General features: G+C 58.7%; 20 protein-coding genes and 1 riboswitch. Of the genes, 15 read left to right on the forward strand and 5 right to left on the reverse strand.

Annotated elements, in window-relative coordinates; all coding sequences use genetic code 11:
* Positions 1-33 precede the first annotated feature (33 nt).
* Positions 34-642: a chromate transporter gene (locus ABEG21_RS16740; protein ID WP_347557776.1), complete on the forward strand. Its 609-nt coding sequence runs from the start codon at positions 34-36 to the stop codon at positions 640-642.
* Entirely contained in the window at positions 639-1,181 is a 543-nt protein-coding gene (locus ABEG21_RS16745; protein ID WP_347557777.1) for a chromate transporter, read from the forward strand. The genes ABEG21_RS16740 and ABEG21_RS16745 overlap by 4 nt, the downstream gene beginning before the upstream one ends.
* 80 nt (positions 1,182-1,261) lie before the next feature.
* Here the strand turns inward: ABEG21_RS16745 and ABEG21_RS16750 are convergent, their stop codons facing one another.
* Positions 1,262-2,185, reverse strand: a complete 924-nt coding sequence (locus tag ABEG21_RS16750; protein WP_347558059.1) for a helix-turn-helix transcriptional regulator — start codon at positions 2,183-2,185, stop codon at positions 1,262-1,264.
* Between the two features lie 217 nt (positions 2,186-2,402).
* On the opposite strand from ABEG21_RS16750, the gene ABEG21_RS16755 reads away from it, so the two are divergent.
* Entirely contained in the window at positions 2,403-3,311 is a 909-nt protein-coding gene (locus ABEG21_RS16755; RefSeq protein ID WP_347557778.1) for an EamA family transporter, read from the forward strand.
* Positions 3,312-3,338: 27 nt separating this feature from the next.
* Here ABEG21_RS16755 and ABEG21_RS16760 read toward each other — a convergent pair whose 3' ends face one another.
* Positions 3,339-4,097, reverse strand: a complete 759-nt coding sequence (locus tag ABEG21_RS16760; protein ID WP_347557779.1) for an SDR family oxidoreductase — start codon at positions 4,095-4,097, stop codon at positions 3,339-3,341.
* Between the two features lie 280 nt (positions 4,098-4,377).
* On the opposite strand from ABEG21_RS16760, the gene ABEG21_RS16765 reads away from it, so the two are divergent.
* From ABEG21_RS16765 to ABEG21_RS16790, 6 genes are all read left to right on the forward strand, one after another.
* Positions 4,378-5,238: an oxidoreductase gene (locus ABEG21_RS16765; RefSeq protein WP_347557780.1), complete on the forward strand. Its 861-nt coding sequence runs from the start codon at positions 4,378-4,380 to the stop codon at positions 5,236-5,238.
* A gap of 289 nt (positions 5,239-5,527) precedes the next feature.
* A complete protein-coding gene (locus tag ABEG21_RS16770) occupies positions 5,528-6,676 on the forward strand; it encodes an SDR family oxidoreductase (RefSeq protein ID WP_347557781.1) in 1,149 nt (382 codons plus the stop codon).
* Positions 6,677-7,760: 1,084 nt separating this feature from the next.
* Positions 7,761-10,361 (forward strand): type VI secretion system Vgr family protein, encoded by a 2,601-nt coding sequence (locus tag ABEG21_RS16775; protein ID WP_347557782.1) that lies wholly within the window; start codon positions 7,761-7,763, stop codon positions 10,359-10,361.
* Positions 10,362-10,464: 103 nt separating this feature from the next.
* A complete protein-coding gene (locus ABEG21_RS16780) occupies positions 10,465-11,292 on the forward strand; it encodes a DUF4123 domain-containing protein (protein ID WP_347557783.1) in 828 nt (275 codons plus the stop codon).
* A gap of 87 nt (positions 11,293-11,379) precedes the next feature.
* The gene (locus ABEG21_RS16785) at positions 11,380-14,247 is read left to right on the forward strand and encodes a T6SS effector BTH_I2691 family protein (RefSeq protein WP_347557784.1); all 2,868 of its coding nucleotides are present in this window, start codon (positions 11,380-11,382) and stop codon (positions 14,245-14,247) included.
* A 65-nt stretch (positions 14,248-14,312) separates the two neighbouring features.
* Positions 14,313-15,044: a putative type VI secretion system effector gene (locus ABEG21_RS16790; protein WP_347557785.1), complete on the forward strand. Its 732-nt coding sequence runs from the start codon at positions 14,313-14,315 to the stop codon at positions 15,042-15,044.
* A 60-nt stretch (positions 15,045-15,104) separates the two neighbouring features.
* Here ABEG21_RS16790 and ABEG21_RS16795 read toward each other — a convergent pair whose 3' ends face one another.
* Positions 15,105-15,983, reverse strand: coding sequence for an SDR family NAD(P)-dependent oxidoreductase (locus ABEG21_RS16795; RefSeq protein WP_347557786.1), 879 nt, complete (start codon positions 15,981-15,983; stop codon positions 15,105-15,107).
* Positions 15,984-16,124: 141 nt separating this feature from the next.
* Complete coding sequence (locus tag ABEG21_RS16800; RefSeq protein WP_347557787.1) at positions 16,125-16,997, reverse strand: LysR family transcriptional regulator; 873 nt, start codon at positions 16,995-16,997, stop codon at positions 16,125-16,127.
* Positions 16,998-17,092: 95 nt separating this feature from the next.
* Between ABEG21_RS16800 and ABEG21_RS16805 the strand changes: the two genes are divergently transcribed.
* From ABEG21_RS16805 to ABEG21_RS16820, 4 genes are all read left to right on the forward strand, one after another.
* On the forward strand, positions 17,093-18,475 hold the full coding sequence (locus ABEG21_RS16805) for an MFS transporter (protein ID WP_347557788.1): 1,383 nt from the start codon (positions 17,093-17,095) through the stop codon (positions 18,473-18,475).
* 112 nt (positions 18,476-18,587) lie between these two features.
* Positions 18,588-19,397 (forward strand): AraC family transcriptional regulator, encoded by an 810-nt coding sequence (locus ABEG21_RS16810; protein ID WP_347557789.1) that lies wholly within the window; start codon positions 18,588-18,590, stop codon positions 19,395-19,397.
* A 106-nt stretch (positions 19,398-19,503) separates the two neighbouring features.
* The gene (locus ABEG21_RS16815; RefSeq protein ID WP_347557790.1) at positions 19,504-20,541 is read left to right on the forward strand and encodes an aminotransferase class I/II-fold pyridoxal phosphate-dependent enzyme; all 1,038 of its coding nucleotides are present in this window, start codon (positions 19,504-19,506) and stop codon (positions 20,539-20,541) included.
* A gap of 46 nt (positions 20,542-20,587) precedes the next feature.
* Positions 20,588-20,670, forward strand: a riboswitch (ZMP/ZTP riboswitch).
* Between the two features lie 22 nt (positions 20,671-20,692).
* Positions 20,693-21,325 carry a LysE family translocator gene (locus ABEG21_RS16820; RefSeq protein WP_347557791.1) on the forward strand — a complete coding sequence of 211 codons (633 nt, stop codon included), beginning with the start codon at positions 20,693-20,695 and terminating at the stop codon, positions 21,323-21,325.
* A gap of 27 nt (positions 21,326-21,352) precedes the next feature.
* Here ABEG21_RS16820 and ABEG21_RS16825 read toward each other — a convergent pair whose 3' ends face one another.
* Positions 21,353-22,282 carry a LysR family transcriptional regulator gene (locus tag ABEG21_RS16825; RefSeq protein ID WP_347557792.1) on the reverse strand — a complete coding sequence of 310 codons (930 nt, stop codon included), beginning with the start codon at positions 22,280-22,282 and terminating at the stop codon, positions 21,353-21,355.
* 134 nt (positions 22,283-22,416) lie between these two features.
* On the opposite strand from ABEG21_RS16825, the gene ABEG21_RS16830 reads away from it, so the two are divergent.
* Together ABEG21_RS16830 and ABEG21_RS16835 are read left to right on the forward strand one after the other, a co-directional pair.
* Complete coding sequence (locus ABEG21_RS16830; protein ID WP_347558060.1) at positions 22,417-23,859, forward strand: M20 family metallopeptidase; 1,443 nt, start codon at positions 22,417-22,419, stop codon at positions 23,857-23,859.
* Positions 23,856-25,166: an MFS transporter gene (locus ABEG21_RS16835; RefSeq protein ID WP_347557793.1), complete on the forward strand. Its 1,311-nt coding sequence runs from the start codon at positions 23,856-23,858 to the stop codon at positions 25,164-25,166. Before ABEG21_RS16830 ends, ABEG21_RS16835 begins: the two co-directional genes overlap by 4 nt.
* Positions 25,167-25,206 lie beyond the last annotated feature (40 nt).

Raw genomic sequence — 25,206 nt, forward strand, 5'->3', positions numbered from 1 at the left:
TGACACGCCGAAACAGATAATAGACATCGCCTCATGACCTCCCCCTCGCCGCACGCTCCCCCTTCCGACGCCGCCGATCTTGCGCCGACGCCCACCACGCAGGACCTGTTCCTCGGCTTCCTCGCGCTCGGTCTCACCTCGTTTGGCGGTGCCTTGCCGCTTGCCCGACGGACGGTGGTCGAACAACGCCGATGGCTATCGGCCGCCGAGTTCACCGAACTCCTCGGCCTCTGTCAGTTTCTGCCAGGCGGCAATGTGATCAATCTGTCGGTGGCATTGGGCATGCGGTTCCGTGGATTGCGTGGCGCCCTTGCCTGCATCGTCGGACTGATCGCCGGGCCATCGTTGATCGTGATCGGGTTGGGGGTGATATACGAACGGACGCAGGGCAATCCGCTCGTCGCCCATCTGTTCGCCGGCCTGGCCGCCGCCGCGGCTGGCTTGCTGGTCGCGATGTCGATCAAGGTCTTGTGGCCTTTACGCACATCGCCGCTCGCACTGCTCATCGCTGGCCTGGGTTTTGTCGCGATCGCGCTGATGCGCCTGCCGCTGCTGCCGACGATGATCGTCCTGACCGCCGCCAGCTTCCTGGCGACCTGGCTCATGGCCAAGCGCGAACGTGCCGTGGCGGTGCCGAAATGATCGCGACCTTGTTATCGATGGCCCTGATTTTCGGGCAACTGTCCTTGCTGGCATTTGGCGGCGGCAACACGATCCTGCCCGAGATGCAGCGACAGGTGGTGGAAGTGCATCACTGGATGTCGGCCACGGAATTCAGTGCATTGTTCGCGCTGGCGCAAGCGGCGCCGGGGCCAAATATGATGATCGTGACGCTGGTCGGCTGGCATGTCGCCGGCTGGTGGGGCGTGCTCGTCACGTCACTCGCGAAGTTCGGCCCTTCTTCGATCGTGACGCTGATCACGCTGCATGCGTGGAACCGCTACAAGGATCGGCCCTGGCGCAAGATCGCGCAGAAAGCGCTGGTTCCGGTCACCGCCGGTCTGGTCGGCGCAAGCGCGCTATTGATCGCGCAGGCCTCCGATACCACGTGGTTTGCCTGGATCATCACTGCCGTCTGTGCGTCGCTGTCGCTGATGTCGCCCAGCCGCTTCCGGCTCCATCCGTTGTGGCTGCTAGGCGGCGGCGCGCTGGCAGGCCTGCTGGTACTGCCCTTCGTGTGATCGTGTGACGCAAAGGCGCGACGTGCTTTCGCGAGGAAGGCGTCATCGCGTCTGTGCAGCACGACGCTCGCCCCGCCATCTCACAAATCGAGCCCGATAATCTGCCGAAACCCTTGCGGCGAGACGCCCAGCGCATCCTTGAAGCGATGACTGAGATGGCTGACATTCGCGAACCCACACTCGGCGGCGATATCGGAAATCGGCAAACGACTGCTGCGTAACAGGCCCCGGGCGCGATCGAGGCGCTGCGACGCAATCCACGCGTGCGGCGGCATCCCGAACGAGGTGCGAAACATCCGCGCCAGATGGAATTCCGACAGCGATGCGACGTCGGCAAGCGTCGCGAGCGTCAGCGTATCCGTCAGATGACAATCGATATAGTCGGCGAGACGTCGACGCGTGGCGACGGCCAGGCCGCCCTTTGGCGTCACGCCGGACTTCCGAACGCCTTGCGAGCGCAGCAAGAGCGACATCGTCTGATGCACGGCCTCATTCATCCGCAGGAGATCGTCGCGATCCTCCCAGTCGAAATGCAGTAACGACTGGCAGAGCTGCGCGATCTGCTCATCTTGAAAATAGGTGCGATCGGCGAGCGTCAGTTCACGCGGCTCCATATCGAGCTCGCGCACCGCGCGCCGGGTGAAGTGATCCGGCAGGAAATACAGGTGCAGGAAATGCATACGCCCACGGACCCACCACTGCGATTCATGTTCTCCCGGGAGCGCGCACAGAAAAGTGGGGGCACCGTAGCGACCCGGCACCTTCTGGCGTTCGGTCCGATATCCCCCTTGCAGATAACACGATAGCGTGTGGTGCCCGGGCTTATCGTATGCCGTCTGCGCCTCGTCGGTCGCACGCGTCCATTCGGCAATCGCGAACTGATCGCCGAGCCAGGCAAAGCGCTCCAGCGTCGCCTCGGATTTGCCCAGGGTCTGGATGACCGACTGCACGCCGAACGAGGTTTGGGCGGACGACTTGGCGAATGGACTATTGGATGGGATCACGCTGGCAGCGATACGGATTGGCACCGTACCGGTCGTAGTCGATGCCGTCAGTATAAATCTCCAGCAGTGCCGTACGGCAGTCTCGGCACACACAATGCGCAATTTCAGACAAACAGGGACAGCCGAAGCGCGGCATAGTTGGCCAATACCCGCTTCGCCCTTGCCGAACAAGGACTCTGGCGTCGTTGCGGGCACGCACCATCACCCTTTCGACGCTATGAATCTGACACTTTATATCCTCACCGTTTTAATCTGGGGCAGCACCTGGATCGCGATCAAATGGCAATTAGGCGTGATTCCGCCGCCGGTCTCGATCGCCTGGCGTTTTTGGATTGCCGGGCTGGTGATTTTGCTGATCCTGCGGGTCATGCGCCGCCCCCTGATGCCCCCGCGTCACGCCTGGCCGCTGCTGTTCGCGCAAGGATTGGCCTTGTTTTGCCTGAACTTCCTGTGTTTTTACTACGCCGAACGCACGGTTCCTAGCGGGCTCGTCGCCGTGATCTTCTCCGTCGCGCCGCTGTTGAATGCGGTCAACGGCCGGATTTTCATGTCCAAACCGTTGCAGCCCACGGCCATCGCCGGCGCTTTATTGGGATTGGTCGGCATCGCCTGCTTGGCATTTCATCAATTGCACGGGCCGTCGGCTCAGTCCGGCGATTGGCTCGGCCTGGGTATGGCCTGCCTGGGCACCCTTTGCTTCTCGACCGGCAACCTGCTGTCGAGCCGCATGCAGGCCAAGGGCTTGCATCCTTTGCAAAGTAATGGCTGGGCCATGTTGATCGGCGCGGCGATTCTGACCGCTGGAAGTGCCATCGCCGGCCTGCCTTTCGCGCCGTCGTCGGATCCGCGCTACGTCGGCGCACTGGTGTATCTCGCCATTCCCGGTTCGGTGATTGGCTTTACCGCCTATCTGACCCTGGTAGGCAGAATCGGCCCCGTCCGGGCAGCGTATTGCACGGTGTTGTTTCCCTTTGTTGCACTGGCCATTTCATCGGTCTTCGAGGGATACCAATGGTCGCTGCTGGCCGTGATCGGCTTGGCGCTGGTCGTCCTCGGCAACCTCGTCGCGTTCGACGCGCCAAGAAAAATCATGGCGTATAGGCGAGGCGCCGTGAGCGTGCAGTGAAAGGTGGACGTGCGTTATCAAGTGCGATCACTTTGTCGAGAGTTCTCGTACGTCGGCAATCACCGACTCCCCGAACTCGGCGCTGAAGAGGTAGTCCAGAAGCTTCTGTGCCGTATCTGCGGCGGTGACCAATTTGCCTTCGCGCTTTAGCGCTTCGAAACGCCCTAAAGCAGGGAATTTCTCCACGCCTGTGCTGCGGATCTCACCCTGCATATCGGTATCCACCACGCCGGGGGCAACGCTGGCGATTCGCAAAGGCAAGGTCTGATCAAGCGCAACCGCGCGCGCATGATGATCGAGCGCGGCCTTCGTTGCGCAATAGACGCTCCAGCCAGCCGTCGCGTTCCGCCCCGCCCCACTCGAGATATGCATGATCCGTCGATCCGTCTGCGCGAAAGCGGGCGTCGATGTCGCCGCCATCAGTGCGGCGGACAGCATCAATGGCGCCGTGACGTTCAGGCTCACCGCGCCGGCAATGCTCTCGCACGACTGCGTCTCCAACGGTCCGATAGGCTGCACCGTTCCGGCATTGTTGATCAGCACGATCTGGCTTGCCCCTTCTGCAAAGCGCGACAAGCGCTCCGAGGCAATCCACGCCGCCAACGCGGCGGTGTCCCCCAGGTCCAAGGCGATTTGCTCGAAATGGCCAGGCGCTGACGCGGCCAGCGTCGGATGAGTCTTGCGGGACAGCGCCAGCACATGGACGCCACGCGCCAGCAATTGTTCGGCGATCGATGCACCCAATCCGCGTGTGTGACCGGTCAGAATGACTTTGATCTGATTCATAGGTTTTCGTTAATGTAGTGCGTTTTTGTCGATGCACCGTATGGTGAACCAATAGGCATCGATGCCTTTGCGGCCGATCATCCGCCGCATCATCACTAGACAATACCGCGCTTCCTCGTGCGAAGCGCGCAGCCAAAACCGCGGTCAAGCGACGCGTGCGCCTTATTCACGCTAGACTAAAAATGCTATCTGCCTGGCGCATGGCTTGCAGCACGGCTATACGTTTTGCTTTCATTGCGAACGATTCTGCGCCACATACTGCTACTTGGGAGGGAATCGCATGACTATCGCCGCTGATCCAGTATGGTTCATCACGGGCTGCTCGACGGGATTCGGTCGGGAATTGGCCCGGTTGGTGCTCGACCGCGGATGGCGCGCCGTCGTCACTGCACGTAACCCCGACCAGGTCGCGGATTTGGTCAAAGGGCACGAAGACCGCGCGCTGGCGCTCAAGCTCGACGTGACAAAGCCGGATCAAGTCGCCGAGGCAACGCGCGCTGCTCTCGCCCGATTCGGCCGCATCGACGTGCTGGTAAACAACGCCGGTTACGGATACCTTTCGGCAATCGAAGAAGGCGAAGATCACGAAGTCCGCGCCATGTTCGAAGCGAACTTTTTCGGCTTGGTCGCCATGACGAATGCAGTGCTTCCGACGATGCGCGCGGCGCGACGTGGCGCGATCGTCAATATCTCGTCGATTGGCGGACTGGCTAGTTTTGCGGCCACCGGTTATTACCACGCGACCAAGTACGCGGTGGAAGGGTTATCGGAATCGCTCTCCCTCGAAGTCGCGCCGCTCGGCATCAATGTCGTCATCGTCGAACCCGGTCCGTTTCGCACCAACTGGGCGGGTCCGTCGATCAAGCAATCGGCGATTCGTATCGACGACTACGACGCCACGGCGGGTGTGCGTCGTGCGCAAACGGCAGCGCGTAGCGGCAACCAGGCGGGTGACCCCGTGCGCGCGGCGCAAGCCATCATCCAGGCAGTGGAAGCAGAGAAACCGCCGCTGCGTCTGGTGCTGGGCAAAGCCGCGTTGGAAATCGCACGCGGCAAGCTCGTGTCTCTGAAAAACGACTTCGATACGTGGGAAACCGCAACGCTCGCAAGCGACTTTCCAATCGAAGGTACGTTGCCGTAAGGCGCATTTCCCGTGCTTGTTATTTCTGCGCCGCTATCTCGCTAACGTGCGCGGCAAGCACCGGCTTCCACATATCGACGCGTCGCGGTCGATCCGGCCCGCGTTCGCAGACAAACACGCGGGCTCGGCACGCCGCGCGAACCGCCGTGTCAGGACCGCGATCGGCCGGTGATAGGCTGCAAATGCCCCTCCTTCGTACCGTGCGAGGTCTTCGCTCGCAAATTGCTCATCAAGCGTCGCCCAGCGCATTGCAACACGGCGCGTATCGCCTCTCATCGACACCTTCATTATGCAAAGACCAACGTCTGTAGATGCGGCTCCGTTCCGTCGCCCGATCGTCTTTATTACCGGTGGCTCATCGGGGATTGGTCGAAGCACGGCGGCGGTTTTCGCATCGCACGGCTGGAACGTCGGGCTCATTGCGCGCGGGGCGGTGGGTCTGGAAGCAGTCAAGCATGCGCTAATGCCGATCGACGTATCGGACACCCCGGATACCGACATCGCGGTGGCGACCGCACCCGCCGACGTGAGTGACGCTGAAGCGCTAGCGATCGCCGCTATGCAGCTTGAGCGGACGCTAGGGGCACCCGACGTGTGGGTGAACTGCGCGGGCAATGGAACATTCGGTCGATTTCTCGACAGCTCTCCCGCCGAATTCAAACGCGTCACCGATGTCACGTATATGGGTGCCGTGAATGGCACGCGCGTCGCCCTGACATCGATGCTGCCGCGTGATCAAGGCTGCGTCGTCAACGTGTGCTCGGCAGTGGCATTTCATGGCATGCCGTTGTTGGCGTCCTATTCTGGGGCCAAACACGCGCTTCGTGGCTTCGACCAGGCTGTACGCGCTGAACTGGCGCAAGATGGCAGCAAGGTGCGCCTGACCACGGTGTTTCCTCCTGCGGTGAATACACCGTTCTTTGATCACGCGGTCTCGCATATGCCGTCGCCGGGCAGGCCGATGGCACCGGTGTATCAACCCGAGGTTATCGCCGAGGCGATTTATCTCGCGGCTACGACCGCACGGCACGAGATGCGCATCAGCTTCACGACGACGGCGTTTGCTTTTGCTGTTCGGCTGGTACCCGCGCTCGTGCGACGCGCGATTCATCGATTGGGATACGCGGGACAGCTCGCAAGTGATAGCGCCGCGAAGGCGCGTCATCGGCCAACGTTGTTTGCGCCGTCCGAGACGGCCTGTTCATCGCGCGGCGCCTTCGATGCGATCTCGCGCGATAGTAGTACGCAGGTGAGTTTGTTGCGGTGGTTTGCACGCTTCGGGAAAGTCAGATCGCTGGACTCTGAGCGGACCGCGCGATCGGCGGGGGCGCCTACCGTCCCTAAAGGGAAGCACGTAGCGTCGATGCAGACACCGTCGCCCCATTCCGTCGCGACGAAAACGACTGAGGCGTCACCTGCGGTGGCAGAGTTGCAGTAGGGGGCCTCTGGTTACGGTCGCCGCCGTCGACGTCATATTTACAGCGATAACGGTCGTAGCCTTTCTCATCTAAAGGAAGCAACTTACTTTTATTGATGAACTTAAATTGACCGGGCCCTCGCGATAATCCCCATGATCTTTCATCGACAATAGCGACGCTTGAGGTTTAACGTGACGAATTTGCCGCACCAGCCTTGAGGCGATACGAGCGACGACGCTTCTATCCACATTCTCTAATACCGAAGAAAGCGGCCGCTAGTACTACTTGATACGCTGATAGATCAGCAGCGCTGCCGCCGCGCCGACCAAACCGAAAATGGCTTCGGACGCGCCTACCGACCCGATAACCATTTGCAGGATTTTATGGGTATCTGCGTCAGAATGCCCATGCCTTTCCGCACTGACCAAACTGGCCAAATCGCTGAGAGCACATAAATGACGCTGGATCGCACCGTGTTAGACAATGCTATTTCAGCGGCTTAATATATTCCTCGATTATACCGAAATCGAGGATATTATAATTTGTAGAAAATTCTTCCCTGCATTCTCAAATCTCAATAACACCCCCGTTCGCTTAGGGGATTTATCCCACTCCCTAGCACAGCATCATCACCTGGAAAAATTGTACGGATATGTATGTCACTACATCGACGAGCGTAATGAACCTACGATCGTGCCATGCAGAGAAATATAACATCGGCCCCTCACACTCTACAATCCGAATGCCTAATAGATAGTGATGAGCGGCATGAACTGACGGTATCTCGCTCACCGCCTGTACTGCCAGCGCGATAAATTGGGTCGTCTTCTGGAATATCCAATGCCATCTCGAACACCACTCGAGACCGCCTGCATTGCTCCTACCTGCCTTCATTGCTGCTGGAAGTCCTATGTGCAAGGCACTTGGAAGATTTCCACACGGAAACACGATGAATAATATTTGAAGATACGCGGGCCCGAGAGACATTTCAGTCTCACTCCACTACGCGCTATAATACATTTCTGTATAAATTCGCCATGACGGCGCACAAGTTGAGCATCGAACTAGTGAGCGGTAGCATAAGTAACGCGCAGAGGAGCAACAATGAGCATACTTGACGACCTGACCGGGGCCTTAACGCAACAGGAACGGTTACTGGTACTGACGACGCCGCTCGGCGACGGCGTACTCATTCCTGAACGAATGGTAGGACACTCCCGGCTTGGGCGCCAGTTCGAATTCACGATCGATCTGGTCTCGACGACACCCGACGTTCCGTTGAAAACGCTCATTGCGCAACCCATCAGCCTTGGCATTCAAATGCCAGAGAACGCTTATCAAGCCCTGCATGGCTATGTTCATACGGCACGAAGACTTGGGTCAGATGGCACGCTCACTTCATACCAAATAACCGCGGCTTCCTGGATGCATTTCCTTAAATTCCGACGCGATCAGCGGACGTGGAATGACCGAAGTGTGGTGGATATTTTATCGGACGTTTTCGATCAGCATCCGGAAGCAGCCGGCCGTTATCGGTTCGCATTAAGTCGTGAGATACCAAATCGATCCTACTGCCGGCAAAACGAAACGGACTGGAATTTCGTCCATCGCACGATGGAGCACGAGGGATGGTTCGGCTTTTGGCAACAAGCTGCTGACGGCAGCGGCCATACCTTGGTGATTACGGACACTTTGACGAGTATCGATTCGCTAACGCCCGAGTCGGTCAATTTCTATCGTGCTGATATCGACGCCGACGTCAATGCCTTCACACAGTGGTCCGGTACGCGCACCTTGCAGAGTACGACCTACACCACCCGTACCTTCGATTACAAGAATCCTGCCGTGCGAACTGGCGCAAAAGGGACGCAAACCCCAACACTTCCTACTCAGGGCGCCCTGCCCTCGCAGGCCGAAGTCTACGAATACACCGGCAGTTACACGTATTCCGCTCAAACACGCGGCGATGCGCTATCTCGTATTCGAATGGAGGAATGGGAATCCCGTGCCAAGCGATTTTATGGGTCAGGGGCAGTACGAGGCGTGGACGCTGGAAAACGATTTACCCTTCGCGATCATCCGGTCCATGATACCGACGATAGCGGAACAAAAGAATTTGCGATCATTGACGTGCATTGGTCGATAGAAAATAACCTTTCCGTCGGAACGACCGGAGCAGACTATCCGCATAGCCTACAAGAGGCCATCGCTACAGCACGTGCTAGTCAGGAGTCGACGCCAGGAACGGAAAGCGCTGCGACTCTTGGACGCGCAATGTCGTCGGCGTTGAGCAAGGCTAGGGGTGGTGACGGAAACGGTTCGGATGGATTTTACTTTGTCGAAATAGAAGCGCAACGAACATCAGTTCCCTTCCGTAGCCCATTCGAACATCCTAAGCCACCCGCTACCCTCGAAACCGCCATCGTGGTAACGCAAGCCGGTCAGGAGGTTTACACTGACTCGTTGAATCGTGTCCGCGTCTTGTTTCCCTGGGATCGAATTAATAACCAGGATGAAACGGGTTCCTGCTGGGTGCGTATCGCCCAATCCCACGCAGGTACAGGCTATGGACACGTCCAACAACCGCGTGCTGGCGAAGAAGTGCTGATTGACTACATCGGCGGCGATATCGATCGTCCGGTCATCATTGCGCGACTGTACAACGGCTCGGCTACGCCGCAATGGCATACAAACGGGCTTTTATCAGGATATCGGTCGAAGGAATACGGCGGGACGGGCTATAACCAACTCGTCATGGATGATGCGACAGGACAAAACCGCACGCAGTTGTATTCGAGCTCGGAAAATTCGCATCTCCATCTTGGGTATCTTGTCGAGCACGAAGGCAATGCGCGTGGCGCCTATCTTGGAAGCGGATTTGATCTGAAATCGGACGCCTACGGCGCAATACGAGCCGCGCAAGGTCTATATCTCACGACCCACGCGACGTCGTCGTCGCAACCGCTGGCCGTATCGGATTCGACCGACCAGTTGGCAAGCGCTGAGACATTGATCGAGCGGCTGTCGCAGGCGAGTGTTTCTAATCAAGCGGAGACCTTGCAGGCCGGGCAAGACGCATTGAAGACGTTTAATAACGCGACACAGTACGGCGTGGCGGGCGGAACAGGAACCGGGGGAAATACAGCGGGCGGGGGCACCGGAAGCGCCAACGGTTTTTCAAGTCCCGTAATGCTCATGGGCAGCGCCTCAGGAATCGCTCTAGCGACAAATGATTCGACGCATGTCGCCGCGAACAAACAGATCACTTTGGTCAGCGGCCAAAGCACGCACCTCGCGGTGGGCAAGTCATTAGTCGCAAGCGTCGTTGAGAAAATAAGTTTGTTTGTACAAAACGCCGGGATCAAGCTATTCGCCGCAAAGGGCAAGGTCGAGATTCAAGCACAAAGTGACGAGATGGCCCTCAATGCACTTAAGGACCTTACCATTTCGAGTGCCAATGGAAAAATCGTGCTCACTGCCGCAAACGAAATTTGGATCGGCGCCAAGGGTTCTTATATCAAAATAAATGCAAACGGTATCGAATCGGGCACGCCTGGCACGATCCTCGAAAAATGCGGGGCGTTCACCGTCGAAGGCCAAGCGTCCGCGATTATCCCGGTCCCAATCAACACCGTGGATGTGCCGTGTACAACCCGGACGACAGCGGCAGCGGCGAGCAGCGCCTCGGTCATCGCATTGAGTTAGAGAGGACGATGCAACAATGGCTTTATCCGATTCAGACGCGCTATCGCACGCAAGATCGTTGATCAGAATGTACACGGCCCAACATGAAGGTCGATGTATCCTGATGACCGATCCGTCAACTTCGCCATTAGAAGGCGAAACAACGCAGCGCCCCTGGTTCGATGAACTCGATTGGGTTTCTTTGCCGGTGCCGCATGCATCCTTCCCCGCTGAGCACGCGCCCCGTCTTGCGGTGCTTAACCTCAACGAGCAGCGCGATGCCAAGCTGTTTTATAACAGCGTGCAACTTGCATTTGAAGATCGCTCGCCCGAACGGGTGGCTAGCGGCATGGGACAACGGATTGGTGGATGGATCGCGACAGCGGCAGACGTATCGGAACTCGCGAATTATTGGGCCTCGATGATCGTTCAATACGACAAAAGAGAGCGCGCATATGCATTACGGTTCTACGATAGCCGCTCAATAGCACTGCTGTGGCCGTTACTAAGCGATGGGCAGCGTCAAGTATTGCTGGGCCCCGTGGGAACGTGGCACACCCTGGATGCATGCGCGAGGCCTTGTGTCTATCAGGGAGGCGTCGCTTTGCACGCTCATCTCCAGTTAAAGGAGACACAATGGGAAGCAATCCGCGCACACGAACACATCAACCGCGCGTTGGGTTTAATGATGCTGGACGAGCAACGTCAACCATTGCCGCGCGATATCGAAATTGCTGTCGAGGCTGCGCAGCGATACGAGGCTTACGACATCGAGGATGCGGCGGATAGAGCGTTGTTCATTTTGCACGCGCTCACGTGGCACCCCCGTTTCGATATGCATCCGGTCGTACGACATGCAATGCGCGCCATCGGTCCTGATACGTTTTACAGTGAGGCGTTGAGTGTCCTGAGCGACAGCGATATCTCGGCTATTCGGCAGAGTTCGCTGTGACGGGTCATTAGCGCTTGAAATCGGCTAATCGTCACGCAGGCTAAGGCCTATTGACCAACCTACAACGCACCCATTTCCAACATATTCATGACCTCACATTCCCCTTGCGAAGCGTGCAAAGTAACCGGGCTGCCGATCTTTCCGATTCGCTACACGGTGTTTCCGAAAACGGTGCCGCGACAGTTGCCCTCTGGAATTACCGGAAAAGGCATAACCGATGTTGCGCTGGCACGCAGCTCGTACGGCGTTCGCATCATGCGCGAGGGCTGGCTATACCTGTTTTACGAAAAAGGCGCACGAGGCGTAAACTATTGGGAAGCTTACGCGATCTCGCAAAAGGGCCGATTCCGCAAGTGCCCGATGCCATTAGCCGTTAGTGCGCTGAATCCGCCCACGCCCGACGCTTGCGACACTAGCGCATCACCTAATCGTAGCGACATCATCGTAATCGAACGCCCCGAGAAATGCGGGACAGTCTGGGTTGCCTTCTCAGAATTTCAATGGCACGCAGGAACGTTTGATAATTACAAAAACGACACAGCGCTACGCGGCAAACGGATGCAGTCCATCCATCCCGCCGACTGGATTTCGTTCGGCAGCGACGCCAGTGGCCATGCCATCCGGGCAAGTACGGGGGCAATCGAGAGAGTGCTGGAATACAATCCCGGATTCGACGCGAATCGATTACAACCGCAAAACCCCTACAAAATATCGACTGACGACCGCGGTGGCTTTGATGAGAACGGGGTGAGCGCTGTGTATACGCGCTATCCGCTACAAATTCGTCAAATGACCCCACTCGAGGCTAGCAAGCAACTGCTACAGGTCATGACCGACGCGGGCCAAAATCCGCAGGGCACCCCGCGTCCCCCAATGGTGCTCGCTCTGTGGGACGGCGTTGGCAACGTGCACGAACTGAATGGCTTCCGTAACGATGCAGCAGGGATGCTGACGCATTATATGGCGGAAAATGCAACGCAAATCGACACGATTGGATGTATCTCTGCGGCGGAAAACGCCGTGCGTGCCGGTGCGGTCGAAAGCAAAAGCCAGTTGCGATCAAGCTTGAGGGCTGGATGGGAAGCATTTCTCAGTTCTGGCGGGGGAAGCATGGATGGGATTCCCGTAGCACCGCCCCCAACCACGCCCGAAGAGGACGCGGCGACGGAGAAGCGTATAGCCGACGCAGGGGTGATCAGCCCATCAGAGGCGAAAAAGCTAGGCGATGCTGCCTGGCCTAAGTATGAGAAGGAGATTGATCGGACGAAGATGAACGCGTTCGAAACGCACTACAAGCTTCTTCAAACCATGACTATCAATCTGCAAAGCGATCGCGCTGCTGACGTCGGCGAGTGGTTAAAGGCGCCGGTTTTTTTAGCCACACTGAACGACTACAGAGACAACGACATCTGCGACGGACGAGCATTCGAAGGAGTCATCGCCGAAGCGTTCCTGGGTATGCCGTCGGAACCAACAGGCGCGGCAATCGTATCGGCATACTTTAATAATATGGATCCGACCGACGATAACTCTCTACTTTGGCGTGCCTTCGCGCTAAATCAGGGACCAGCAAAGATAGAGTTAAAAGATCTGTTGTCGACTGCTAAAGCGAGCAAAACGGATAGCCTCGATCCAGAGCTCGAAAAGCTAGCCCCGGCGGTTACGAAGATTAAAACTGCGGTCGACAAGATGACGTCGTTCGTTAAGGCGGTGAAGGACGCGGCCGAACGGGATGCGTTAAAGGAAAGAATCACACTTTCAGAACGATTGACTGGAGCGATTGGCATCGATCGCCTCGCGGTTACGCTAGGTCCGGACATCATTAAATTTTCGGGTGCCGGCTTCGCCGGTGCCACAGTGGGTGGTTATATCCTCCAAGCAGCGTCAGTATTACGTATCGGTGTGACCTCTGCAGACACAGTGGGACTCATCAAGGATGCAATGAAATATGACGCGACGATATTAGATCGATTCAACAAGGTCTACAAACCTATGCGAGCCCGGGGCATCCCTGCAAAGACCGCCTATTTCACGGCGCTAGCCACGGTGCAAAGTGACGAAAACTATGCGGATCTAGTGAAGCAAAAAGAGCTGCATCTCACTTATTCGAGCGATGGTGAGAAAGCCCGCTTTGCGATCAAGATGGCTGGGCTCATGGCGATATTTCAGGTCATATCGCTGCTATGTGCAACGGCGAAGGCCGATAAGACCGGCGAAGATTATGCGATGATCGTGACCAGTAGCCTGGCAACTATATCCGTCTTGCTTCAAGTGCCGACGGATGCAATGAAGGCAAGATTCGGGGATGCCGTAAAATATTCTATTTCCAATATGAAGGCAGTTTCGGGATTTTTGGGCAGCATATCTGCGGTTATCTCGGTTGTGCTAGATGTAAGTCATCGAAAGAAAGACACTGCGCATAATCCAGCAGCCGGGGCAATCTTTGCCACAAAAATAATGCTCGCCGGATGGACTACGGGAGCAGCCTTGGTTACTGCATTCTGTTATGCAGCGCCATATCTACTGTCAGTAGTAGGACCTGGCCGGATGGCATTCCTTGCAAAAGCACACGTCACAATGGCCAGCGCCAGCGCGAAGGCAGCGGCAGCGAAAAAGCTGGCAGGCTCGGCCGGCGAGGGGCTCAGTAACATTGCGAAAAAAGAATCAATTTCATACGCGGGCGAATCAGCCGCGCGAGTTGCAGCAACTGGCCTGGGCGTGGAAGTCGTCGCCGCAGATGGGGCAGGCATGCTGATAGCGCGAATAGCTCTCTTCGCTGCCGGCTGGGAAGTCGCTATCGCCGTAACAGTCGTTAGCGTCCTCTACAGTTATTTCAAAAACGACGATCTTCAGGCTTGGTTGATAGAGTGTCCGTTCGGAGCCTCCCCTAAGAATCCCGCAGAGGAAGTTACCATTTCCCATAAAAATTTTGAGAAAGCGTTGTCTGTAACCTAATTAGACGCGTAGCTTGCAAAGCTTTCTGCATTGCCTCTGTAGGTAAACGACAAAAGTAGCTAACTATGTCCAAAATATCACCGACTTCAACAACGGCCCTCCTCCATGGTACGATTTCCAAACTTAGGCAAAGGAGAGGATCAGCAGATTTTCTCTTTTCTGACGAACAGAAGCGCAAATTGTCGCTTGCGGTTCTAGCGGACTTTATCTCTGGTAATGACGGTATCGGAGCGTCGCTGTCGAGCATGTCCGATATCACGACGGAGAGAGCGGACATACTCAACTTTGAGTTGGACGGTAAAAGCGTCCAGGTATGCGTATGGGCGTCGAATTTCGTCGAGGGCGATGAGGTTTGGGTGGTTGCAGAGAACATCCAAGGGAAATGGACAGGATATGCAATACACCGCCCCGCCGACGGACTCACTGCGGTTTATCCGCACTGTACACGGGGGATGTTTGCACACGTCAAGGCTTGCGTGATGTGGACATTTGTTGTGGCGTTCATATCGTATGCGTTTCTAATGATAGTCGTTTATCCAACCACCGACTCTTGGGCCGAGGTCGTCAGCTTTGGCATGATGGCAGCGCCTGTCGCATTGGGTCTCACTTCCCTTTTCGCCATTCGAGGCGCGTGGAAATTCAATAAAATCGTCCGCATGGCGGAACGTATTTTCACCACCTTCGGCTGGCCCAATCCGAAGTGGGTCGACCTCCGAAGTGGCGTCAAGAAAATGAAGCGCGAAGGAGACCCGCCGTCTTTCGGCGTGTCGCTATTCCGATATTTCCCTAAGAAGTAACGCAAGCAACAACGATCAGTAGCGACAAAAACGCCCCGGACGCACCCGAAGCACTTTCCATCAGCGAGCCTGCGCGCCAACCGTCTCCGCTATCAACCCACGCGTTGCCACCTCCACTGCATCCCTCAGCGGTGCGTCCGCGGAACAAGGATTGGGGCGCGCAACAGCGCATTTTTTAAGATACTTACCGGTCAGCGCAGCCCAGCTTGGGTCGAGGGCGGCGAACACGGGTGTCCTTGCCCCCTGTTCTTCGCTCAAGCAAAACGGTGCCATGATTTTCCAAGCCAGGCCGATCGCGCCACGCTCGCGAATCAATCCCGTCGCGACCATGCCGGGATGCACGACATTGGCCGTTACACCGCTGCCCTGAAGGCGCTCCGCTCGCGTGAACGTAGCGAGCATCATCGCCAGTTTCGATTCGCGATACGCGCGGACCCTATCCCATATCGCAAAGCGTGCACTTTTTCCGCGTTCGAGCCGGTGCGGATCCAGGCGCCCGCTATCGGACGTTGATGAACCCACATTTACGATACGCGACGGCGCCCCTGCTCGCAGCGCATCCTCCAAGACATCGCTCAGCAGATACGGCGATAAGTGGTTAACCGCCAGCACGTCTTCGCGGCCCTCCGATGTCGTACGCCAATCCGCGCGAAAAATGCCGGCATTGTTGATCAGCAGCGTGATCGACGGATAGTCGCGCGCGATTCGTTCGCCCACCTGGCGTGTTTCCGCCAACGATGACAGATCGGCAAGTCGGATATCGAGCGTCACAGGTGACGACGTTTGCTGTACCAGCCATTGCGTCAGCGCCTCGCCGCGGGAACGATCTCGACAGATAACCACCAGGTGATAATCAGCGCGCGCCAGTCCCAATGCGATCCACCGGCCAATCCCACCGGTGGCACCAGTCAGCACTGCAATGCGAGGGGGTGACGCCATAATGTGGCTTTCCAGGTAAGCAGCGATGGGCACGTTGTCGGCAGGTCTTTGCAGTCTAGCAGCCCCCGCCTTCCGGCAGATCCACAAATCGTCGGCCGCTCGCCACATCGCCGACACCTTGCCTGAAGCGCTACGCGGTGCTTACGCCTGCCCCTCCACGTTAAAGGTCCTGCCGACCGCTTCGGAGACGAAATCGATGACCGTGCGTATCAAAGGCGTATGCCTTAGGTCAGCATGCACGACGAGCCATATCTCACGGTGAAACGGCTCGCCATCAAATGGCAGACGCTGCAGCACGGGATCGTTGTCGCCGATGAATACGGGCAAGCCCGCCACCCCCACGCCGGTGCGCGCTGCCATGTGCTGCGTGGTGATGTCGCTCAGCTCACACACGATTCGACGCTTGGCGGCGATCGCAAGCAGCCATTTCTGATGCGGCATATCGGCAAATTGCGCATCATAGGCAATAACACCCCATGTCGCCGGATCCGTCGCCGCCGAATAGTCGCGACTGGCGTATACCGCAAACGGCATCGTGCCGATTCGGCGCGTTACGTTGCCCGGCTCCTCCGGTCGGAATAGCCGCACCGCGATATCGGCTTCGCGCCGCCCCAGCGACACGCTATGCGTCTGACTCGCGACCGACAACTGAATGTTTGGATAGCGCTCGCTGAAGATCCGTAGTTGTTGGGCAAAGAAGTTAGTCGCGAGAACCGGCGGCATGCTCACGGTAACTTTGCCTTGCATCGGCACTTGGTCCGCTTGCGCAAGACGCGCGATCGAAAAGGCGTCCTCCTCCATACTCGCCGCGAATGCCAGCACTTTTCTGCCCGACTCGGTTAGCACGCTCGCGCGCGGTAAGCGATCGACCAGTCGCAACTGAAGCTCGGCTTCCAGCGCGCCAAGGCGTCGGCTCACGGTGGCGTGGTCGACTTTGAGATGGCGCGCAGCGCCCGACAGGCTCCCGAATTGCGCAATCGCCAGAAAAAAGCGGAGGTTTTCCCAATCGAACATCTGTGCATTTTCTCCTATCACGCTTGCGATTCTACGGAATATTCGCACAGAAGAAAATCTTCTACGCTGAGGCCTTTCTATTAGAAGGTGCCTTGATGCGCAGCGCTTCCCAACCGCACCCGGTCTTTGTGCAGATAGCAGCGTGCTTAGGTTTTGTCGTGGTCTTGATCGACGTCAGCGTCGTCAACGTCGCCCTCGATGCGTTACGGCGCGCGTTTCGCGCCGACGTCACCGACCTGCAGTGGGTCGTCAACGCCTATGCGCTCGTCTTCGCATCTACCTTGTTGATGGCCGGTGCACTCGGTGATCGTTTCGGCGCGAAACGCATCCTGATGGCCGGCTATGCAATCTTTACGCTCGCCTCGGTGGGATGCGGCCTTGCCCCCTCGCTGTCGGCGTTGATCATCTGGCGGCTAGTGCAAGGGATCGGTGCTTCCTTGCTTGTCCCAAATTCCTTGTCGGTACTGCGTCAGGCATTCGACGACGCCACCGCGCGAAGCCGGGCGATCGGTTGGTGGGGCGCCGGCGGCGGCATCGCGCTGGCAACAGGTCCGGTGATTGGCGGCCTCCTGGTCGCCCTGTGTGGATGGCGCAGCATCTTTCTTCTTAACGTGCCGGTCGGAATTATTGGGATGGCGCTGACCGCACGGTACGCCCCCACAACGGCGCCGCAAGCCGATCGACGACTGGATCTCAGCGGACAAGTGACGGCCGCATCTACCCTTGCCGCACTCACCTTTGCCTTAACCGAAGCGAGCCGCCTGGGCTGGGAGAGCCCTATCGTTATAGGGGCTTTCTTCGTATGCATTGCCGCGGGCGTTACGTTCTTTTGCCTGCAGAGACATAACCCAGCGGCAATGTTGCCGCCGGCCTTGCTCAGCCATAAAATCGTCGTCGGCACGACGGTCATCGGCTTGCTGATTAATCTCGTTTTTTATGGGATTGTCTTTACGTTCAGTCTTCTGTTCCAGTTGATCTGGCATTTGACGCCGGAGCGCACTGGGCTGGCCTTCTTGCCCATGATGGCGATCCTGATGATGATGAATCTGGTCGCCGGACGCCTCGTCGGCCGGATCGGGGTACGCGCTTTAACGACGATCGCCCTGCTGCTTGCCGCTGCCGGCTATCTGCTGATGCTACCTGCGCTTGCGGTGCAATCCTATTGGCTGCTCGTCGTGCCGATGTTGCTCGCCAGCAGCGGTATCGCGCTGACGATTCCCACCATCACGACGTCGATGATTGGCGCGGTGAGCAATACGCAGTCGGGCATCGCATCGGGCTTGTTGAACGCCGCGCGACAAATCGGCGGCGTCATCGGCGTCGCCTTGTTCGGCTTCTTCGTTCGTCATACCGAGCCGTCTCTTTTCATGCGTGGCGTGGAAGAGACCCTTCTCGTCTCAGTCGCGCTGCTTGGCGTGGGCGCGGTTGTCGCGTACCGGAACCTCGCACACCGCGAGTCGTCGACATTTCTCTTATAATGCGACCTCTAGCGGCGTTGTTTCCGCCATCGACCCGCGGGCCTCCCCTCGTCCACACGGCGTGCGTTCGGCACCAAGCGTTCCATCTGATCGGTCAGCCGGGAGTGTCACCATGCTTGAGGAAGTGCAATACACGCATTGCAGCACCATTCCCGGCCTGACGTTGAGCAGCGCCCAGTTCGCCAATTTCCGCTTCGAGCCGCACTATCATCTCGAATACCACATCGGGCTGGTGCAAAGCGGCGTGCAGCGTCAGTCTTTTCACGGCGAAACCCTCTTTCTGGGACGCGGCACGGTGATGTTGATGCCTCCGGGCGAAGTCCACGACGGCACCGCAGCCAGCGCCGATCCCTACACGCTGCGAACCTTTCGCTTGAGCCCTTCCCTGCTGCGAGGACTCGGTGAGGAAGTCACCGGGTCCAGCGCCTTCCCGTCGCAGTCGGCCATCGTATTGCAGGACAGTCCTCTGGCCGAGCATCTGCTCGATTTGCATACGGCGCTCCAACACCCGGCTAGCGATGGGATCGCCGATGAAACGTCGGCGCTGGAACTACTTGAATCGCTGTTCGCCCGTTTGAAACTGCCTTCTCAGCGGCACCTGTCCGGTACGCTGACGGTGGAGCAGATTCAAAAGGTCCGTGATTATGCCGAGGCGTACGCGGCCGACAAGATCGTGCTGGAAGACCTGTCGCGTCTACTCGATCTCGACCGCTTTCGTTTCTTGAAATTGTTCAAACGCACCGTCGGGATGACGCCGCACGCATGGTTGCTGCGCCTGCGTCTGGAGAAATCCGTCACCTTGATGCGAAAGCACCGACACCGACCGATCACCGAAATAGCCCATGCGGTCGGCTTCTTCGATCAAAGTCACTTCACCCGTGCATTTCGGGATGCGTATGGCATCACGCCGGCGCGCTTCTGACCCGCGGTCGTCAATTTTTTACAAGTCGGTCGCCGCGCGAGTCGGTAAGCTCTCTATTCCGGCCTGATCCCGTTCCGGGAGCGCCATTCAGTGTAGAAAATCGCGCATGACCACTTTCAGCTTTCTCGACGATTACAGCGAGGGCGCGCATCCCGACATCCTTCGCGCCCTGACCGATACCAATCTCATTCAGCAACAGGCATACGGCGAGGATAGCTACACGGCGGACGCGACCGCGCTCATTACTGCGCGGCTTGGCGCAACGTTCGATGGCGCCATTCATTACGTCCCCACCGGCACGATGGCGAATCTGGTTTCCATCGCCGCCTGTCTCCGGCCCCACGAGGCAGTCATCGCGGCCACGTCCGGGCATATCGTGCTGCGGGAAGCCGGCGCGATCGAGGCGACAGGCCATAAGCTGATCGTCATTCCGGCGGTGGACGGCAAGCTCACGCCAGAACATATCGAGACGGCGCTGGCCGGCAATGCGCATTTTCCGCATATGGCGAAGCCGCGCATGATCTATCTGTCCAACGCGACGGAAACCGGGACGCTGTATACGCTTGCCGAACTGCGGGCTATCTCGGCACTGGCGAAACAGCGCGATTTGATCTTGTTCATGGATGGTGCGCGCCTTGCCGCGGCACTGGCTTCCTCGAAGAACGACGCGCGCTTGGAAGATATCGCCGCACTGGTCGATATTTTCTGGATAGGCGGAACGAAGGTCGGGGCACTGCTCGGAGAGGCGATCGTCGTCTGCAACCCCGCGTTAAAGGAAGATTTCGCCTTTCACGTCAAGCAACGTGGCGCCATGCTCGCGAAAGGCCGCGTCTTGGGCCTGCAATTTCAGGCACTCTTCGGCAGCGGCGATATCTTCTTACGCAATGCCGAACATGCCAACGCGATGGCGGCCAAGTTGGCCTCGGGAATCATCGGCAGCGGACATGCGCTGCAATCCGCGACGGTCACGAATCAGGTATTTGCCATCCTGCCCGATGCCGTCATCGCAACGTTGAAACAAGACTTTGCGTTTTACGTATGGGGCGCCGCGCCCGATGCGCATTCGGTCGTGCGCTTGGTCACGTCGTGGGCCACCGATGAACATCAGGTAGACCGCTTTTTGCAGCGCCTGAGCGCACGGTAACCCCCGCGCGGCGGTTGCCATATACGGCCCGTCCCGGGCATAATCGTCTTGCCTGTGCGACTGGCGCTAATAGATAGATCACTATCGGGAAGCACGGGACGTCGATTGCCGCGCGCCTGGGTATCACCCCCTCATCGTGAGAGGATAGGTCATGCCTGATTTCGGAAATCTGCTTGTCTTTGGTCTCGTAGCGCTGGGAATGGCACTAACGCCCGGCCCGAACATGATCTATCTGCTCTCGCGCTCGATCTCCCAAGGGCGTCGCGCCGGCCTGATTTCCTTGGGCGGGGTCGCACTGGGATTCGTCGTCTACATGCTGTGCGCCGCCTTCGGCATTACGGCCTTCCTGTTCGCCGTGCCGTTTGCTTACGACGCACTGCGCTTCGGCGGCGCGCTCTATCTGCTCTACCTCGCCTGGCAGGCACTCAAACCGGGCGGGCGTTCGGCGTTCGCCGTCCGTGACCTCCCGATCGACTCGCCCGCGAAGCTGGTGACGATGGGTTTCATCACGAATCTCGCCAATCCGAAAATCGCGATGATCTATCTATCGCTGCTTCCCCAGTTCATTACACCTGGGCACGGCAGCGTGTTGACGCAATCGCTGATACTGGGCGGCATCCAGATCTCGCTTAGCCTCGCGATCAATGCCACGGTGGCCGTCATGGCCGGGTCGATCGCCACCTTCATGACCGGCCGCCCGAAATGGATTTTGATACAACGCTGGATGATGGGAACGGTGTTGACGGGACTCGCCGTGCGCATGGCGTTCGAATCTCGAAAGTAAAATTCGCATCGCGCAGAGGGTCCGCTGTCATACCGCGCGGTCGTCGAGCGGCGTCGCCATCGTGGTTTGCAAGGAAGCGATCAGCGCCGCGATAAACGTCTCGACGGCGGCGGGGAGTCGCCGCTCACGCATCGTGGTCACTTGCAACACCCGCTTATCGAGAAGCGGTTCGTCTATGCGTCGCGCCGTCAAAGCCGGTTCTCGGGCGCTTCCGCTCAACGACAGGCGGCTCCCCAAGGCAATCGCATCCGTCGCCGCGGCAAAAGCATAAAGCGCACTGCTGCTATTGCTGTTCATCACGACATCGAATGTCAGTTTCTGCACGGAGCAGCACCAGTCGAATAATTGGCGCACCGTGGTGCCCCGCTCCATTAGCGCGATCGGATAGGCGCTAAGCTCGGCAAGCGTCAGCACGTCCTGTTGCGCCAGTGGATGCGTCGGCCGCAGCACGGCGCAAACGGGCACCTCGACGCTGTATTCGATACGCACCTCGGTACTGCCTCCAGTCGAAAAGGTCACGCCCAGATCAACCTCGCCGATTTCCACCCAATGCGCCACCTCGCCAGGCGTTCCGGCGCGCAGTACAAATGTCGCCTGCGGATACTGCGCCTGATGGCGAACCATCATTGCCGGCAAGAACGACAGCGTGAACCCCTCGGTACAGCCCACGCGCACGACGCCGACGCCGCCCGAGGAATGGGTGGCAGCGATATCGTCGAGCACCGCCGCGTCCTCGAGCAAGACCCGGCGTGCATGCTGCGCGAGGGCCTCACCGGCGGCGGTCAGCACCATCCCGCGCGGCATCCGCTCGAACAACGCGGCGCCGACCTCCTGTTCCAATTTGCTGATCTGGCGACTGATCGCCGAGATCGCCACATGCAGGTGTTCGGACGCGCCGGCCAATGAGCCAGCCTTCGCTACCTCGACAAAGTAGCGCAGGGCAAGACTGTGCAACATGGCGAATCCCTTTGAGCATTGCTTTTTTGGCAATGCTATCAGCAAAATTTGAAATTGCTGCGAATTTATGGTCTTTCTAGACTGGCGCTTATTCGATTTATTTTGCGAGAGGATCGCCCGTGAATGCCCCCCTTATGAACCGCGCGGCTGCCGTCCAGCAGGCGACCGATCACTTCGATTCGGGCGCGTTTCTGGCCGATCTACGCCGGCGCGTCGCCTTCACGACCGAAAGCCAGAACCCTGACAATGCGCCGGCGCTACACGCCTATCTCCGCGCGGAAATGATGCCAACACTGGCCGCGCTGGGCTTCACCAGCGAGGTCGTCGATAATCCGGTGGCAGGCGGGCCGCCCTTCCTGATCGCGCACCGCCATGAAGGCGACGATCTGCCGACCGTATTGACCTACGGGCATGGCGACGTCGTGCGCGGCTATGCCGATCAATGGCGTAAAGGGCTGGCCCCCTGGGAAGTGTGCATCGAAGGTGACCGGTGGTATGGTCGCGGGACCGCGGATAACAAGGGCCAGCACTCGGTGAACTTTGCGGCCTTGGCTGCCGTGCTCGCCACGCGTGGCGGCACGCTGGGCTTCAACGTCAAAGTGATTTTCGAGACAGGAGAAGAGGTCAGCTCGCCGGGCCTTGACGCCGTCTGCGCGGCACGCCGCGATCTCCTGGCCGCGGATCTGTTCCTCGCCTCGGATGGCCCGCGCGTCTCCGCGGAGCGCCCAACCGTGTTTCTCGGTTCCCGTGGCGGCATCAGTTTCGAGTTGTCGATCGATTTGCGAGACGGCGGCCATCACTCGGGCAACTGGGGCGGCGCCTTGCGCAATCCGGCCATCGTTCTGTCGCATGCGATTGCCAGCATGGTCGATCGACACGGGGCGATCGCGGTATCGGGTTTGCGTCCCCCGGCCATTCCGGCATCGGTCCGTCATGCACTCGAGGACATCGTTCTCGGCGGTGACGAAAACGCGCCCGAGGTCGATCCAAACTGGGGCGAGCCCGGCTTGACGACGACCGAGCGTGTCATCGCCTGGAATACGCTCGAAGTGCTGGCGATGACGTCGGGCAATCCGGAAGCGCCGGTCAATGCCATTCCGCCGCGCGCCAAGGCTGCGTGTCAGTTGCGATTCGTCGTCGGTACCGATTGGGAGCATGCGGGCGAGCATCTGCGCAACCATTTCGCCGCGCACGGCTTCCCGGAAGTGCAGGTCACCATGGGCTCGACATCGCGCGCGACGCGGCTCGACCCCGATGACGCGTGGGTGCATTGGGCGTTGGACTCGATGCGCCAGACGACCGGCAAGAAACCCGCCCTGCTACCGAATCTGGGCGGAACCGTGCCGAACGACGTCTTTGCAACGACGCTGGGTCTGCCCACCCTCTGGGTACCGCATTCCTATCCCGCGTGCGCGCAGCACGCCCCCAACGAGCACCTGTTGGGCTCGGTCGCGCGCGAGGGATTGCAGACCATGGCGGGCCTCTGGTGGGACCTCGCCGAAGCCGGGCCGGCGATCATCGCCACGCGTGCCGCCACGCGCCATACGGCGTCGTCCGTTACGCGGAGTGCGCCATGAATGCACGGTCTACACAACCCGTCAGCCTGGTCAAGGTCGTCATGGCGACGTCGGTCGGCAATGCGCTGGAGTGGTTCGACATCGCCATCTACGGCTTCTTCGCCGTCTACATCGCCCGCAATTTTTTCCCGTCCAATAGCGATACGGCGTCGATGTTGCTCACCTTCGGGACCTTCGGCGCGTCCTATCTGATTCGGCCCATCGGCGGCATGGTGATCGGCGCTTATGCGGATAAGCACGGCCGCAAAGCGGCATTGACCTTGTCGGTCGCATTCATGATGCTGGGAACGGCGCTGATTGCGCTGATGCCGAACTACGCGCATATCGGCGTGCTGGCACCCATCGGCATTTTCCTCGCGCGGCTGATCCAGGGCTTTTCGGCCGGTGGCGAATTCGGTCCATCGACGGCGCTGCTGATCGAACATGCACCGCATAGGCGCGGTTTTCTCGCGAGCTGGCAATTTGCGACGCAAGGGGTGGCGACGCTGATGGCAGCCGCGTTCGGCTTTGGGCTGGCGACGTATATGACACCGGCGGACCTGACCGCATGGGGCTGGCGTGTGCCGTTTTTCTTCGGCCTGTTGATTGGCCCGGTCGGACTCTATCTGCGCGCCGTGCTGGAAGACGCACCGGAGTTTACCGAATCGACGCGTAACGAAGCGCCGCTCCGCGAAGTGCTGTCGCAGCAAAAGCGGCTCGTCTTGATATCGATCGGGGCATTGACCGTCTCCACCGCCGTCAATTATCTGCTGCAGTACATTCCCACCTTCGCGATTCGGGAATTGCATTTGACGTCGGCGACCGGTTTCGCCGCCACGATGGTCGGCGGCGCCATCCTGTCGATCGTGACACCGTTCGCCGGTCATTTGTCCGATCGCATCGGACGACGCAAGCAGATGACGGTCGTCGCCGTGCTGTTGGCGCTGACCGCCTATCCGGCGTTTCGTTTCGCCGTCGAACACGCCTCGCTTCTCACGCTGTTCGCCTTGGTCGCCTGGCTCGCTGTCTTGAAATCGATCTATTTCGGCGCCTTGCCGGCCTTGATGTCGGAGATCTTTCCGGTCGAAACCCGTGCAACCGGGATGTCGATTGGCTATAACATCGGCGTGACGGTGTTCGGTGGCTTTACGCCGGTGATCGTGATCGCGTTGGTCGGCATGACACACGACAAAAGCGCGCCTGGCCTCTATGTGATCATGACCGCCATCATTAGCCTCGCCGCACTGGCGGCCTCGGGAAGCGCTCACGCGGCAGGACGGCGCATGAGCCCGGTCGCTGGCGCGGCCGTCCGAGGCACGAACCGCTGAATGCGCAAAGCATCCGTGGATCGGATGCTTTCGCGTTTAT

It is taken from the genome of Robbsia sp. KACC 23696, assembly GCF_039852015.1.
Lineage (GTDB): Bacteria > Pseudomonadota > Gammaproteobacteria > Burkholderiales > Burkholderiaceae > Robbsia.